This window comes from Roseofilum sp. Guam, from assembly GCF_017746735.1.
Classification (GTDB): Bacteria; Cyanobacteriota; Cyanobacteriia; order Cyanobacteriales; family Desertifilaceae; genus Roseofilum; species Roseofilum reptotaenium.
The window spans coordinates 76,099-91,517 of sequence record NZ_JAGHZN010000015.1 but is presented as its reverse complement, the minus strand read 5'-3'; the positions used below and the strand labels follow the sequence as shown (position 1 = coordinate 91,517).

The following is a 15,419-nucleotide window of genomic DNA, read 5'->3' as shown; positions in this document are numbered from 1 at the left end:
GGGTAACCCTAGGAAAGAAAGTCGCTCTACCCCTAAACAACATTGAAAAAGCGGTTCTCGTTTAGAGTGTTAACCATTACATTTTCTAGGATGGCTAAAACCTGGTTATTGCTAGAAATAATTGTATTGTCGCCATTTTGGGCTAGGGTGAGCTGAGTATAAGTTAAGCCTGTCGATAATCCGAGGCGATCGCCAGCGGAAAAGTCTATGATGCGATCCCTTCCTTCTCCTATTGCCAGCACAAAGAGATCGTTGCCTCTATCCCCAAATAATACATCATCCCCAACTCCTCCCAACAAGATATCATTGCCTTCACCTCCCCAAAGGCTATCATGTCCCCCCTGTCCTCGTAAATCATCATCTCCTTGATTTCCGAGCAGCCAATCGTTTCCTAAATTACCATGAATGCAATCATCGCCCAAATCACCGAACAAGGTATCATTGCCTTCACCCCCAGCCAGGCGATCATTATCCTGTCCAGCATGGACAACATCATCCCCTAAACCACCATCGAGAAAGTCATTTCCCGTATTCCCAGACAGAAAATCGTTGCCATCATTACCTTCTACAATATCATTCCCCCTCTCTCCAAATATTACATCATTTCCTTCCCCCCCGCGCACCCCATCATTTCCCTGTCCACCATGAATCCAATCATTCCCCAACCCCCCATCAATCACATCTGTTCCTTGATTAGCAATTAACCAATCATCCCCATTTTCACCGTTAATGTTATCATTGCCTTGCAGAGCAATAACCCAATCATTATCCGCCCTCCCTAAAAATGTTTCATTCTGATTATTGCCAAACAAAATATCAGCAAAAACAGTTCCTTCCCGTGTAATTTCTGTCAGATTCAGCGCTGGAAAAACCACAGGAGGATTAGAGGGTGGGCAACTTAAAGATACGGGAGAACTCGACGGTGGAGAAGCCGGAACTTGAGGATTAGGTGAAGAAGGAGGAGTTACTAGAGACGGGGATGGAGATGGAAATGGAGATGCTACTACCGCCACATCATTATCCATAATGGTTCCCAAACCTTCAGCATCACTGATAGTAGCGTTAGTCGCATTCGTTAAATTAATCGTAAATGTTTCATCCGTTTCATCCGCACTATCCTCAGTCAGATTAACCGTAATTTCTTGACGGGTTTCTCCGGCTGAAAACGTTAAACTACCTGTGGTACTGGTGTAATCATTTCCGGCTGTGGCTGTACCATCGGCACTGGCATAGTCTACAGTAATATCTTGGGCACTGGCTGCATCAAGGGAGATGGCAAAAGTGAGTGTTCCGGCACTTTCATTTACAGTTACATCATTGATGGATAAACTCGGTTGTCCATCATTATCAGTTATTGTTCCCTTTCCTTGAGCATCAGCGATACTTGCATTACTCGCATTCGTTAAATTAACCGTAAACGTTTCATTGATTTCGTCTAAGCTGTCGTCGGAGATGTTAACGGTAATTGCTTTACTCGTTTCTCCCGCTGCGAAGGTTAAGCTACCACTAGCGCTGGTGTAGTCACTTCCGGCTATTGCCGTCCCATCGCTACTGGCGTAATCTACGGTAATAGATTGAGCGCTGGCTGCATCAAGGGAAACGGTGAATGTTGCTGTACCGGCATTTTCATTTACGGTTACGTCGCTGATGGATAAGTTAGGTTGTCCATCATTATCAGTTATCGTCCCCACACCTTGAGCGTCGCTGATAGTGGCATTACTAGCATTGGATAAGTCAACACTGAAGGTTTCATTGCTTTCATCTAAGCTGTCATCGGAGAGGCTAACGGTAATATCTTTACTCGTTTCTCCCGCTGCGAAGGTTAAACTACCACTAGCACTGGTGTAGTCACTTCCGGCTACTGCCGTCCCATCGCTACTAGCATAATCTACGGTTATAGTCTGGGCGCTGGCTGTATCAAGGGAAACAGTGAATGTGGCTGTGCCGGCATTTTCGTTTACGCTTACGTCGGCTATCGATAGGTTGGGAGTATTGTCATTGTCAGTAATATTCAGTGTTGTTGTATTTTGACTGCCAATGGTGGCATTGGTTAAACTCGCCACACTAAACGTCACCGTTTCATCTGCACCCGGTTCATCGATGCTATCATCATTAACCGGAATATCGACCGTCTTGCTGGTTTCTCCAGAATTAAACGTCACAGTTAGCGGGAAACTACTGCTCGTATAGTCAGTTCCACCACCCGTTGCTGTTCCTCCCGTCAGGCTAACTTGTACTGTCGATGTACTTGTGGTGTTGCCTGTGCGAGTAAGGGCGATCGCACTGCTGGTTCCCACATTTTCAGCGCTGGTGTAACTGGCGGCTGAAAATTGCACGGTGGGTGGCAGGGCAATGTTAAGAGTCGTTGTCGCTGTGGTGCTATTCAGGCTGCCGTCATTGGCTACAAACTCAATGGTTCGCGCGGTTGTATTGGGAGAGGCAGCCGTGTTGTTGTATACTATTCTGCGGAGAACCTGTTGGTAATTCGCTACCGTATCGCTACCGGAGAGATTTAGCACTCCCGTGGCTGTATTGTAGCTAAAGCTGATGCTCGTGCCAGAAGTATCGACACTCAAGACTTCATCCGCACCATCTAGCAGGTTAGTAATGCTCACCGTAGCATTGGTGAGGTTAGCACCATCATCGGTCACTGTCAGGTTAGTACTATCGACGATCGCCACTTGACCCCCACCGCTCGTAAAGGTCGCGCTATAGTCTATACCAGAGGCTCCCCCATTCAAGTCCACAACCGGCGCACTATTAGCGATAAAGGTGACAATATTATCTGTACTTGTGCTGGCAGCATTGGCATTTCCCGCCGTGTCCGTTGCTACTCCTGTGGCTAAAGTGCCTATAACCGTACCATTAGCCGTCATGCCGCTTACCGCCACATTGTAAGTCGTGCCGCTACCCGTCACCGTCGCTGTCGTAGCTCCCGCCGTGCCACTCAATATCGCATCTCTGGTGGCAAAACCAGTCACTGCTTCGCTGAACGTAACCGTGTAGTTGATGGGCGAACCCGTGGTAGGATCGATTTGACCTACTGCCTGTTCGACCGTCACCGTGGGTGCAGTCGTGTCAACCGTAACACCAAGAATACCAGAATCACTACTGGTATTTCCCGCCGTATCCGTAGCCGTAGCGGTGATATTGTGAGCTACTGAACTTAACGTGCTAGCAGTAATAGTCCAGTTTCCTAAACCATCTGCTGTAGTAGTTCCCACTGTGCCATCAACGCTGCTGATGAGGGTGATAGTACTATTGGCTTCTGCTGTGCCAGTGAATGTGGGAGTTGTGTCGTTGGTAAGGTTATCGATGTTGAAACTGCCAGTATCCGAAGCAGCCGTCATATCGGGAGTCAAGGGAGCAGCCGGTGCAGTGGTGTCGATGACAAGAGCTTTATTATCCGCCAGAGACTGTCCCCCCGGAATGGTGAGGGTAACGGTATTAGACGTGGCATCTTGCAGAGTTGCGCCACCCGCTAAGGTTAGTCCAGTTGAGTTTAAGTCAGTGCTGTTTTCTCCTGTGCCAACAGTGTAGGTTGCTGATGCACTGTTGGAGTTGCTAAAGGGAGTAATAGTAACTGTTCCGCCACTATCTAAATTTAAGGTAAGGTTGCCACCCGCAAGGGTGACGTTTTCCGAGAAGTTGACAGTCACGTTAACATTGCCTCCGACTCCGAATGTACCGTCAGTGGTGGTGGAGGTGATGGAAGTAATGGTGGGAAGTGCGTCGAAGGCTTGATCTCCGGAAGCGCTGAGGGTTCCCGTTTTGCTGGCGGAGGTGAAGATAATATCGCTCAGGTTAGGTGCAGCGATGTTGATGGTATTGCCAGCAGTCGCTCCAGTGGCGATATCGGCGACGAGGAAGAGTGTACCAGTGCTGCCGCTATTAATGGTTTGCGAAAGTCCGGTGAAGGCAAGGGTGTTGCCAGAGGTAACAACCGCTTGAGTTCCCAGGGAAGCATCGTCAGCATTGCCGAAGATGGTATCAGTGGAGTAAAAGAGTTCAAAGCTGTTAGCAACAATATCAGCAGCAGCATAAGTGCCTGCGGTGGTGAAAGTAGCGCTGGTTAACTGTGCGTTGGCAGTGGTAACGGCTAAGTCGAGTTGATAGAGGGGATGGTTGGTTGTGCCTTGCGCGACGTTGGCGGCGGAAATAGCGCCGGAGGAGAGGGTTACGGCAGAAAGCGTGCCACCAGGGGAGCCAATATCGTTACCACTGTTTCCGCCAGCATCAGCACTGAGATAGCCTGTACCGAGGGGAGTGGAGCCGCCAACGGTACTGGTTCCCCAATTCGAGCCAACCGTATTATCTGCGGTTAGGTTAGTGAGATAAATGGACGCTCCCGTTGGATCGGGAAAGCCTGCGCTACTATAGTCAACAGTTTCAATGGCATTAGCATGAGCTATATGGTCGCTGCTATAGCTGGTAAAGCTATCCCATAAACTGACTGTCTCGCCAGTGTTGTTGAGTTCGATGTTACTCCAACCGGTAACGCCAATGAAGGTGATGCCGGTTCCCCAGGCAGCTTCAAAGTCAGAGGCATCAAGGTCATCGTCGTTGAAAAGGATGGCGCTCGTGCCAGCAGCTATGGAACCACTGGCGATGTTAGCGGAACCCTGAGCCAGACTATTATTATCGTCGAGGACATAGCCGGATAAATCGACCGTGCTGCTGCCGGAGTTGTAAACCTCTATCCATTCCCAGTCATCTTCGGTACTGTTGGGGTCGTACATGATTTCGGAGATAATGAGAGGGGATGTAATCGTTTGGATTCCCCCAGCCGTAGGTGTACCGGTTTTATTCCCACTTGTAAAGGTGATATCACTCAGGGTGGATGCAGCAATATTGATGGTATTACCAGTAGTGGCTCCCGTGACGATATCGGCGACTAGGAATAATGTGCCAGTGCTGCCACTGTTGATGGTTTGGGAGAGTCCGGTAAAAGCAAGGGTATTGCCGGAGGTGACAACGGCTTGGGTTCCCAGGGACGTATCTCCTGCATCGAAGGTGGTGTCCGTGGAGTAGAAGAGTTCAAAGCTATTGGGCACGATATCGGCGGCAACATAACTGCCGCCTGTGGTGAAGGTTGCACCGGTTAGCTGGGTGTTGGCGGTGGTAACGGCTAGGTCTAACTGATACAGCGGATGGTTGGTTGTGCCTGGGAGGACGTTGCTGGCAGCAAATGTAGGCGAAGATAGGGCAATATCAGGAATTTGTGCGAGTTGATAAGCAGAGACTTGGGTTCCATGTAGGAGAAAGAGCTGGTCATTTCTTGCTCCTGCACCATAAAAATCGCCACTTAATGCACTAGGACTATTACTGAGGAGTTGGTTGCTACCTGCACTTCGGGTGTAGGTTTCTGTTGGAGTCGCTGTGGTGACTGTGGTTGGACTATCCATGTCCCAAACATGCACTGCATCAAGGGTGACGGCGATTAAGGTTTTCCGACCATCATATTCGTGGACGATCGCCTGATAAACTCGATCTGGAGAACTCGTCCCTGGCGAGGTTCCCGGCACAGTAATGTCAGTCCCACCAAAGTTGACGGCAGTATGCGTTCCGCTATCCGCATTAAACGCCCAAATTCGCTCGGCAAACCCCCCGTCTCCGCCACCATCGCTGGCGTAGATGTATTCATCCCCCGCCGCAGCACTATGATCGAAGTAGCTAATGCCGCGAAACCGTCCCCCAGTGCCCACATCTTGCGCCCATTGCTGAGTTAGGCTAAAGTCAGTAGGATTATTGGTTACCGACCATTTGATGATGCGATCGCGATTAACATCATCATTCCCATAAAGATATGTACCATCGGTAGTAATGGACTCGGTTTGCTCTGCTGTCGCTTGATAAGTGGTTACATTACTCGACCAGTCATTATCAATACGCCGAATTCCTTGAGTATCGTCTCCAGTAAAGAAGATATAGCTGCCGAATTCTAGGGCACTTTTCGCTCCATCTGTACCATTACTATAACTATTGATCACAGCACCATCGGAGGCTCGATACTCCACTGGTCCTCCATCAATGGCTCCAGCTACAGGGTTTCCTGCGGCTGAAAAGTTGTTGTTGAGATAGTGGTTATTATTGCCAATCGGGGTAGTGGTAGTCCATTGAGCAGTGATGTTATCAATTAAACTCATGGTTGGTTAGGTTGGAGTAGAAGGCACGGCAGAATGACACATGGGAAAAACTAGAATAAGACTCCATCCCAGTTTACTAGTTTTCCAGACTGGGATGGAGATATGGGGTTAAAAATAGATTCTTAGTAGTAATTACATCTGCAACTATAGTTCAAAGCTTAACCCCAAACTCGCCGCAGATTCAGCACAAAACCCGGCAGAACTTCCTCTCTCGATAACTTACTGGCATTAACAATTGCAACTAAGGCAACCCCCACATCTGCAAAGACGGCGACCCAAAGATTCGCCATTCCGATCGCTCCCAGAGTAATGAAAAAGCCTTTGACTGCCAAGGCAAAAATGATATTCTGCCACACGATGCGACGGGTTTTATGAGCCACTTGGATCGCCTCTACTACCTTAGAAGGAGCATCCGTCATAATAACCACATCTGCTGTTTCAATAGCAGCATCAGAACCGAGTCCCCCCATGGCTATGCCCACATCTGCTCTCGCAATCACAGGGGCATCATTAATACCATCGCCAACAAAGACGACTTTGCTTTTCGTGCGATGGGCTTGATGTAAAAAGTCTTCTAAGGCGCTGACTTTATCTTCTGGCAAGAGGTCAGCCCTATATTGATTGAGTCCTAATTTCTGGGCAGCGCGATCGGCAACCGATTGGGAGTCCCCAGTGAGCATAGCGGTTTGAATGCCTTGAGCCTGTAAAGTATGAATGGCTTCAGCTGCATCCTCTTTTAACTCATCGGCAATGATAATGCGTCCAGTATACTGACCATCGACAGCTAAATGAGCCACCGTACCTTCGACCGTACAAACCTGATGGGGAATATTTTCTCGATGCAATAGGCGATCGTTTCCAGCCAGTACCATCTGATTGCCGACTTTAGCACGAATGCCATGTCCGGAAATTTCCTCATAGTCCTGCACCCTGGTCTCATCAATGGGCTTTCCGTAGGCAGTACGGATAGATTGGGCGACAGGATGATTGGAATGAGACTCGACGGTTGCGGCCAGTTCCAACAATTGAGTGGGGGTGAGTCCGTTGTCAGAAATCACATCGGTGACGTTGAATGTCCCTTTCGTTAAAGTTCCGGTCTTATCAAAAACAACGGTTTTCACTTGGGTGAGTGCGTCTAAAAAGGTTGAACCTTTGACTAAAATCCCCCGCTTGGCTGCACCTCCTACACCACCAAAGTAGCCCAAGGGAATACTAATCACTAAACCGCAAGGACAGGAAATGACCAGTAGCACTAGGGCGCGATATGTCCATTCTGCGTGACTTGCACCAGTAATGAGCAAGGGGGGAATAATTGCAACTGCTAAGGAGAGAAAGACCACTACCGGGGTATAGTAGCGGGCAAAGCGGGTCATGAATTTTTCGGTGTCTGCTTTTTTGCTACTGGCGTTTTCTACCAGCTCTAGAATTTTAGCAATCGATGATTCACTGAAGCGCTTAGTTACCTGAAGAGTTAAAACTCCAGATTGATTAATCATGCCAGCAAGAACGGTGTCTCCTTCTCGAACGCTGCGAGGGATAGATTCGCCAATGAGGGCAGACGTATCAACTAGGGATGTGCCGGTGAGAATTTCGCCATCGAGGGGTACTTTTTCGCCAGGACGCACCAGAATGATATCCCCAATGTTGACGGATTCTGGTGAGACTGGGTGAATTTGACCGTTGACTTTTAGATTGGCGCTGTCGGGTCTAACTTCTAGTAAGGCTTTGATGGAACGGCGGGAACGGCCAATGGAATATCCCTGCAAGAGTTCGCCTACCTGAAAGAATAGCATTACGCCAACGGCTTCGGGGATTTCGTGGATGGCAACTGCGCCTAGGGTGGCAATGGTCATTAAGAAGTTTTCATCAAAGATATGTCCCTTGAGAATATTGCGCCCTGCTGTCGTCAACACACTCCAACCACTAATGAGGTAGGCGGGAAGCAGTACAACATATTCCCCCAGAGAAAAAGGGGTGTTTTGTAAAGGTTTGTTGAAAATCAAGCCAATCAGAAATAGGATGGTGGCGATCAAGATCGGTTTCAGTTCTTTTTTTAGGTCAAACTCGGCTTCTTCGTGGTGATGACCGTGATCGTGGCTGCAACAACCGCAGTGAGAATGGGCTTCTGTCATAGCGTCCTGCCTTTGTGAAAATATAACCTGAATATCTGAACGTTTATTCATATTTTATCGCGATTGGCCTCATCCCAATCTAAAATTTTTCCTTAAGATGGGTAACCACCTTTCGACAAACTGCCATACTCAAGGGGTGAAAAAGAGGATAGAAAGTATGCTATGTAAGGAATATAAACTTTAAACCCTTCCCAAAAAATAAGCATTTATCGGGACTTAAACAAGAAAAATAATGAAATAAGGTTATAATAACCTGCTATTTTAGGCTTGATTTGGTGTTGATCTTTATTAAAGTCCCGTTAATGAGTCATGGACCAAACCCACCTCTACGGTTAACAATTTTTAACTTTGAATTAATTTATGAACGTTTTATTTCGAGAATTTAATCCTTTTGATGTTTGGATCTGGCTGGAATTTAGCACGGTTCCCAGTGATGCGGAAAAGCTGTATCTGCAAGAAGCCTTTGATGCTTGGTATTATTTAGGCAAGTTGGGTGGATTTAATGCGGAAAATCTGCAAGTGCAAGAGGAAGGGTTGGATCTCAGTTATATGACCTATGATGATCAACAAGGCGATCGCTCCTTGATGGCGTTAATGCATAACATGGGAGACTTAGAATATCAGGGAAATTGGGGACGCTGTTGGTTTGATCTGGGAACCAGTGATGCTTTGGCTTTGGATGTCCTGATTAACGCTTTGCAGCAACTTAGCCAGGAGTATGTAGCGATTGAAACTCTGATTATGGGTGGCGTTAATGCGGATTGGCCGATTCCAGAAACCCAAGATACGTTTGTGCAATATTAGCGGTGTTAGCGTAGCAGCAATCATGTCTAAGAAGAAGCCGAAAATTCGGGTTATTGCTCTAGGTTTGATTAGAGACGGCGATCGCCTATTCCTCTCTGAAGGCTATGATCAGGATAAAGACCACACCTTCTATCGTGCCTTAGGAGGTGGTGTTGAGTTGGGCGAAACCTCCCGCGAAACACTTCAACGGGAATTTCGGGAAGAATTAAACGCCGAATTAACCCAAATTGAATATCTAGGCTGTATAGAAAGCCTATTTACTTATCAGAGTCAACCCAGACACGAAATTCTCCAACTCTATCGTGCCCAATTTGTAGACCCCAGGTTTTATCAGCAAAATCGTTTTACGTTCCATGAAAAAAAGCGCAGTAAAACTGCCTTATGGGTCAATATTAGTGCCTGTAAATCTGGACAAGTACGAGTGGTTCCCCCAGAATTTTTAGGGTATCTGTAGTCAGATCAAATCAGTTACAGCGCTTTGCGCTGTGATGGGGGGATGGGGAGATGGGGGGATGGTGGCGCTTTGAGCTATTCTAGCTATCGTTAAAAACCGTCATTAATGTACCTCATAGCAGAGGAAACTGCTGTAAGAGTACCGAGATGAGACTCCTTGTTAAGCACATCATGATCAAGAAAAGGTATTACTGAGCAGATTTTATCCAAAAAAATGTAGGAGCAAACAGCCGTTTGCTCCTACGAAATCTTACTAATTACCGATTACCAGCACGATAACTTATCGGAACATGCTACTAACGGAACTATCTTCATGGATACGCCAAATGGTTTCTCCAACCAAATTAGCCACAGACAACACCCGCAGTTGAGGGAAGTACTTATCTTCAGGCAATTGAATCGTATTGGTAACAATCACCTCTTCAAATACGCCACTAGAAAGACGCTCAACGGCTGGATGGGAGAAAACGGCATGGGTAGCACAAGCATAAACTTGTCTTGCGCCTTTTTCGCGCAGCATTCTCGCCCCTTCAGAAATGGTTCCAGCGGTATCAACCATGTCATCGACTAATACGGCGGTTTTCCCTTCCACGTCTCCAATGAGATTGAGCACTTCAGCCACATTGTGAGCTTGACGGCGCTTATCAATAATGGCCAAAGGCGCATCATTGAGTTTTTTGGCAAATGCTCTTGCTCTCGCCACTCCACCGACATCAGGAGAAACTACGACCAGATCGGGTAATTGCTTACTTAAAAGATAATCAATTAAAACGGGAGAACCATAAACATGGTCACAGGGAATATCAAAATAGCCTTGAATTTGAGCAGAATGCAAATCCATGGCTAAGACACGACTGGCTCCAGCTTCGGTAATCAAGTTAGCCACTAATTTAGCGGTAATCGATTCACGACCAGCCGTTTTACGGTCAGCCCTAGCGTAACCATAGTAGGGGATAACTGCTGTAATTTGGCGGGCAGATGCTCGACGACAAGCATCTATCATGATCAACAGTTCCATTAAATGGTCGTTGACCGGAGAGCTTGACGGTTGAATCAAATAAACATCGCAACCGCGAATCGACTCTTGAATTTGAACATAAAGTTCGCCATCAGCGAACCGTTTACGAACCATTGGCCCTAAATCTACCCCTAGATAGCGGGCGACTTCTTGAGCCAAGAATAAGTTAGCAGAGCCAGCAAATAACCGAAGGCGGTTATTTTCATTTACAGATGGTAGCGTTGGCTGAATCGCCAAAGTCGCAGAACGGATCACGACAAACCCTCGAAGCGCACTCATTCGCAATCTTATCATTAGAAATTGGCTTATTATTATGTATTTTTTATGAAAAGTTTATGATTGACTGATTTAAGGAAGGAAAAATTGCTCAAAAAGCTGATGATGGGGTTAACAATAGGGACAATTTTGGGTTGTGGTTGGGTTAAGGGGTGATGTGGGTGATGAGTTGATCGAGTTCGGTTTGCATGGTACGAAGAACTTGCTGATAGCAGGACTCGATATAATTAAAATCGCTGGCTGCTTTGCGTCCGTAGGTTGGGAAGCGGATGGGTGGACAAATGCGAGTATGAATCTGAATGGGTAGGGGAATATGGGGTAAGGGGCCAAAGGCAATTCCCCAGGGAAGTCCAAGATAAATGGGGAAGACTTCAGGATCGATGTCATAAACCCAAGGCATTCCCCATTCATGGAGTTGTTTCATCAGGGGATAAATATCGCCTAGAACCATGAGGGTATCATGGGCCCCATAGGAAATGGCGGGGATGATGGGGATGTTTTGGCGCAGCGCCAGTTTAATGAATCCTTTACGGCCGGCGAACTGGATTTGATTCCGTTGAGAATGGGGACGAAAAACGTCTTGCGCTCCTCCGGGATAGACGAGGACACTGGCCCCTTTTTGGAAGGCGGCGATCGCCATTTTCGGGTTAGCTCGAACTGCTCCAACAGCCACCGCTTCTTTTGCCAAACCAGGATTGAGTTCCCAAATATGGCGGTGCATTAGGCCGTAAACCAGGCGCTGTGTTCCAAAATGGCGAAACCAATCATAAATCATCATGACCATATCTGGAGAGACTAAGCCGCCGTTATGGGAGCCAACGATCAGGACTTGTTCATCCTTGGGAATATGATGCCAACCCTCGGTTTGTACGCGAAAATAGTACTGATAAAACCAGCCCCAAACTGACATCCAGGATTCAATGACTTGGGGGTTTCGTTCATCTAGAGACCATCCATCTCCGGGTTTTTGATGCAGACTGTTTGTCATGGGGGGGTTGAAGATTGGCGATCGCCTTCTTTAAACACAGGTCAAATCTCGATCTTTAACTGCTCTTTTGATCTGTGTCAACCAACTGCTGCTTCAAATTGCCAATTGCCCGACTAGTATTACCCTGATAGGCAATTTCCAGCCGATTATGTTCTGTCCTTAACATCGACTTCAACTTTTAAAACATCATTGGTCTTATATTCTTCCACCGTTCAACCATAATGAACGGCGTGAGAATTAACTGATTTAAAGCCGTTTTGGGGTAATGATCCATTGCCCTTCAACATACCTGAAATCAGTCTTGGCATTAAATCACTCGGTCATTGCCTCCATCAACAGGAACTTGAGCAGCCGTGGTTTTCGCAAATAAGGGGCCGCACATTTCGGCGGCCAGTTCAGCAACGGAATGGCTATCGACTTCAACTTTTAAAACATTATTGGTTTTATATTCTTCCACCGTTAAACCATAATGGGCGGCACGAGCATTGAGGACATCTTCTGTCCATAAACCGGTATCGAATACAGCATTGGGATGGAGGGTGTTGAGGCGGATTTTGTCTTTGCCCCACTCTAATGCGGCAACACGCATGAGTTGATTTAAAGCCGCTTTAGAAGCAGAATAGGCAGCGGCTCCGGGGCCGGGGGCAGGGACATTTTTAGAGCCGATAACGACGACTCGACCGCCTTGGGGCGCAAGTTTGAGCAAGGGATAGGCATGGCGTAAGAGGGCAAGGTTAGCATCTAAATTGACCGATATCACCTTGCGCCATTCAGCACTCATGAGGTCAGCAATGGGGCATCCTCCGGGAAAAATGCCAGCGTTGAGGATGAGCATGTCTAAGCCGCCAAACTGCTGTACGGCTTGTTCTAGAGCAGCAGTGAGGGCGGTTTCGTCGGTGACATCGCAGGTGATGCCATGGAAGTCGGTGCGGTTATAGAGGGATTCAATTTTGGTATCGATATCTAAACCGATAACGGCTGCTCCTCGCTTGAGCAGGGAGTCTACGCAGGCTTTGCCAATGCCGGATGCTGCGCCAGTGACGAGGGCAATTTCACCCGTGAACAGGGGCGGTTTACCGCCTTTGCGGAGTTTGGCTTGTTCTAAGTCCCAGTATTCGACGGCAAAGATGTCTTTGGCAGAGAGTGCCTGATAGCCGCCGAGCTGGGTGCTAGTACTGATAATGTCGATGGTATGGTCGTAAATGTCAGCAACGATATGGGCTTGTTTCACAGTTTTGCCCACAGTACACATACCCAGTTCTGGGTCAAGAATGACTCTGGGGATGGGGTCGAGAATGGTTAAATCTGGGGTGGCGTGGGCGCGGAAATAAGCTTGATAGGTTTCTACATAGCTTTGAATATCTCGCCCGACTAGGGGTAGGCGTTTGGTGCGAATGACGTGATCTGGGGTTGCAGGGCCTTGTTGGGAGATGTGTTGAATATCATCTCGTTGGGCAAAGTTGAGGGTTTTGGGGTTGCGGTGGGTGCTAAGAATGACGGGAAATTGGGTGGTTTTGGAAAGGGTATGGCGCAGTTGGGCGAGGGTATGACTGAGGGGCGCAGGTTCTGGTACAGGCTGTTCAGGAATAGAAGTAATCGCCCCTTGTTTTTGTAGATAACTTTCTGCTTGACTGACTAGCTCAATCATGCGTTCATAGGATTCTTGAGCTGTGGCTCCGAAGGAAAAGATACCATGATTCATGAGTACCATGCCGAGGGTCTGCTCTCCTGCTTCTAGAGCAAATTGCCTGGCACAGACTCGTGCAAGATCAAATCCGGGCATGACATAGGGTATAATAATCAGGCGATCGCCATAAATCTCTTCTACCCGTTCTCTTCCATGGGCTGTATTTGTAACTGCAATAATGGCATCTGCATGGGTATGATCGACATATTTGTAGGGCAAGATAGCGTGCAAAATGGTCTCTACAGACGGAGAAGGAGCGCTGGCACGGGTCATCTGGGTTTTGAGTTCATTGACCATTTGCGGGTCGGACAACTGTTCTAGTTGTGCCAATTTCAGCAAGTGGGGAATCCGTACCGGGGCAAACCCTTCGGCTTCAATGGTGGCCAGATCCCATCCGCTCCCTTTGACGTAAAGAATGTCTTCTTTTTCTCCAAAGAGGTTCGTTTCTTTGACTTTTACGGAGGTATTACCGCCTCCATGGAGGACGAGGGAAGGGGCTTTTCCTAATAAGCGCGAGGTATAAACTCTTTGTTCTAAATCTGTTGTATATTGAGCGGCTTCGCTCTGATTCCATAAGTTTTTTACCATGATTAAATAGCGCTTCGCGCTGGTAATGGGTAATCGGTAATTGGTAATGGGTAAACCGTTTTTCCCTTAACAGTCAACTTTCAATCCTCTGATTAACCCCCCCCTATCCCCCCATCCCCAACCTTGCCATTTTTCAGGGGAGAAGGGGCTTGGGGGATGAGAGCAGCAGTTTACTCGCTGAGGATTTGAGGAACCTTAAAGAAGTCGCCATCGCGATCGGGGGCGTTGTCTAAAAGGGCTTCCCGAAACTCATCCGGAGTTAGTAAATCTTCGCGGGTGATATTGTTTAATTCGATCGCCCGCGTGGTGGGGGGAACACCTTCGGTGTCCAACTCATTGAGCTGTTCCACATAGTCGAGAATCTGGCTCAGTTCACCACTAAACTGGGCTTCCTCTTCCGAAGTCAGGGCTAAACGGGCAAGATGGGCAACTTTATGAACTTGTTCTTGGTCGAGCATAAGGGTTGTGAAAGATGACAGAAAAAAATAGACTTAGAAAAAGACTTCGCCTTGCGATCGCCCGGTATTTTTCAACCAATTTTGGGCTTCGATATAATTATTGGGAGCCATCTTGATCGCCCGGTTCCAATAATCTGCGGCAATATCAAATAATGCTTCGGCTTTCTCATTATCTCCCTCGGCTTTGATCTGTTCGCCTTTATAGTGATAAATGACGGCGATATTATTCAAGGCTTGGGGCATATTATGATTCAAGTCTAAAGCCTGCTCATAATAGTCGATTGCCTGGTCATGCTCCCCGTTACTGGCATGGATCAAGCCTACATTGTAGAGGATGTAGCTGCGATCGTTTGCATCTTCCTCTAGCTTCAACGCCTCATAATAATTATCCAAAGCCTCCGCATACTCACCATCAGCCTGAGCTGACATCCCATCGCGATAATAGGCAAAGGCAGTTTTGGATTTATTGCTCGTGGGCAGAATCTTCAAAATAATATCTGCCATCACCGTAAAGCTTTTATCAATAAAGTTATCGTTGCGCTGGGTTCTCGGCATAACGGTTTAGATTAAGGGGTTTCAACTCGCCATTGTAACAAGGATGGACAATTATACGATACTCGCTTTTTGCCCTTGCCCTTCATCAAAAGGCCACCCATACTTAAATTTGTTCCAGTATAGTATAAGTAATCACTCTGCGCTCCAACGATCTACTCCTATATCATTTCACAAAATCTTCATAAAGCCTGTCTCATTCACGACAGATTGAGTGTCCTTACTGATTTTTCTCTCCAGCAGAAAAAACAGGTAAATGTGACGATTGATTTGGATTTGATTTAGGCGTAGATTAATAACTAACAGAGCATTAATTG

General features: G+C 47.3%; 9 protein-coding genes. 2 read left to right on the top strand and 7 right to left on the bottom strand.

Annotation, left to right across the window (positions count from 1 at the left end):
• Window positions 1–32: 32 nt before the first annotated feature.
• Both J7529_RS07500 and J7529_RS07495 read right to left on the bottom strand, forming a co-directional pair.
• Window positions 33–6,146: a Calx-beta domain-containing protein gene (locus J7529_RS07500; RefSeq protein WP_318728470.1), complete on the bottom strand. Its 6,114-nt coding sequence runs from the start codon at window positions 6,144–6,146 to the stop codon at window positions 33–35.
• A 158-nt stretch (window positions 6,147–6,304) separates the two neighbouring features.
• Window positions 6,305–8,278 carry a heavy metal translocating P-type ATPase gene (locus J7529_RS07495; RefSeq protein ID WP_318728469.1) on the bottom strand — a complete coding sequence of 658 codons (1,974 nt, stop codon included), beginning with the start codon at window positions 8,276–8,278 and terminating at the stop codon, window positions 6,305–6,307.
• A 360-nt stretch (window positions 8,279–8,638) separates the two neighbouring features.
• Between J7529_RS07495 and J7529_RS07490 the strand changes: the two genes are divergently transcribed.
• Both J7529_RS07490 and J7529_RS07485 read left to right on the top strand, forming a co-directional pair.
• On the top strand, window positions 8,639–9,082 hold the full coding sequence (locus J7529_RS07490; protein WP_271942549.1) for a DUF3531 family protein: 444 nt from the start codon (window positions 8,639–8,641) through the stop codon (window positions 9,080–9,082).
• Between the two features lie 22 nt (window positions 9,083–9,104).
• Window positions 9,105–9,536: an NUDIX hydrolase gene (locus J7529_RS07485; RefSeq protein ID WP_318728468.1), complete on the top strand. Its 432-nt coding sequence runs from the start codon at window positions 9,105–9,107 to the stop codon at window positions 9,534–9,536.
• 279 nt (window positions 9,537–9,815) lie between these two features.
• On the opposite strand, the gene J7529_RS07480 is transcribed toward J7529_RS07485, so the two are convergent.
• The 5 genes from J7529_RS07480 to J7529_RS07460 all read right to left on the bottom strand — a co-directional run bounded on the left by J7529_RS07480 (window position 9,816) and on the right by J7529_RS07460 (window position 15,105).
• Entirely contained in the window at window positions 9,816–10,832 is a 1,017-nt protein-coding gene (locus J7529_RS07480; protein WP_318698811.1) for a ribose-phosphate pyrophosphokinase, read from the bottom strand.
• A 142-nt stretch (window positions 10,833–10,974) separates the two neighbouring features.
• Complete coding sequence (locus J7529_RS07475; RefSeq protein WP_318728467.1) at window positions 10,975–11,817, bottom strand: lysophospholipid acyltransferase family protein; 843 nt, start codon at window positions 11,815–11,817, stop codon at window positions 10,975–10,977.
• 307 nt (window positions 11,818–12,124) lie between these two features.
• Window positions 12,125–14,092: a bifunctional aldolase/short-chain dehydrogenase gene (locus tag J7529_RS07470; RefSeq protein ID WP_318728466.1), complete on the bottom strand. Its 1,968-nt coding sequence runs from the start codon at window positions 14,090–14,092 to the stop codon at window positions 12,125–12,127.
• Between the two features lie 170 nt (window positions 14,093–14,262).
• Window positions 14,263–14,550 carry an Asp-tRNA(Asn)/Glu-tRNA(Gln) amidotransferase subunit GatC gene (gene gatC / locus J7529_RS07465; RefSeq protein ID WP_318728465.1) on the bottom strand — a complete coding sequence of 96 codons (288 nt, stop codon included), beginning with the start codon at window positions 14,548–14,550 and terminating at the stop codon, window positions 14,263–14,265.
• A gap of 33 nt (window positions 14,551–14,583) precedes the next feature.
• Window positions 14,584–15,105, bottom strand: a complete 522-nt coding sequence (locus J7529_RS07460) for a photosystem I assembly protein Ycf3 (protein ID WP_318728464.1) — start codon at window positions 15,103–15,105, stop codon at window positions 14,584–14,586.
• Window positions 15,106–15,419: the final 314 nt, after the last annotated feature.

Coding starts and splice junctions, on each gene's coding strand:
- J7529_RS07500 (WP_318728470.1), bottom strand. CDS start 6,146: ATGAGTTTAATTGATAACATCACTGCTCAATGGACTACCACTACCCCG.
- J7529_RS07495 (WP_318728469.1), bottom strand. CDS start 8,278: ATGACAGAAGCCCATTCTCACTGCGGTTGTTGCAGCCACGATCACGGT.
- J7529_RS07490 (WP_271942549.1), top strand. CDS start 8,639: ATGAACGTTTTATTTCGAGAATTTAATCCTTTTGATGTTTGGATCTGG.
- J7529_RS07485 (WP_318728468.1), top strand. CDS start 9,105: ATGTCTAAGAAGAAGCCGAAAATTCGGGTTATTGCTCTAGGTTTGATT.
- J7529_RS07480 (WP_318698811.1), bottom strand. CDS start 10,832: ATGAGTGCGCTTCGAGGGTTTGTCGTGATCCGTTCTGCGACTTTGGCG.
- J7529_RS07475 (WP_318728467.1), bottom strand. CDS start 11,817: ATGACAAACAGTCTGCATCAAAAACCCGGAGATGGATGGTCTCTAGAT.
- J7529_RS07470 (WP_318728466.1), bottom strand. CDS start 14,092: ATGGTAAAAAACTTATGGAATCAGAGCGAAGCCGCTCAATATACAACA.
- gatC (WP_318728465.1), bottom strand. CDS start 14,550: ATGCTCGACCAAGAACAAGTTCATAAAGTTGCCCATCTTGCCCGTTTA.
- J7529_RS07460 (WP_318728464.1), bottom strand. CDS start 15,105: ATGCCGAGAACCCAGCGCAACGATAACTTTATTGATAAAAGCTTTACG.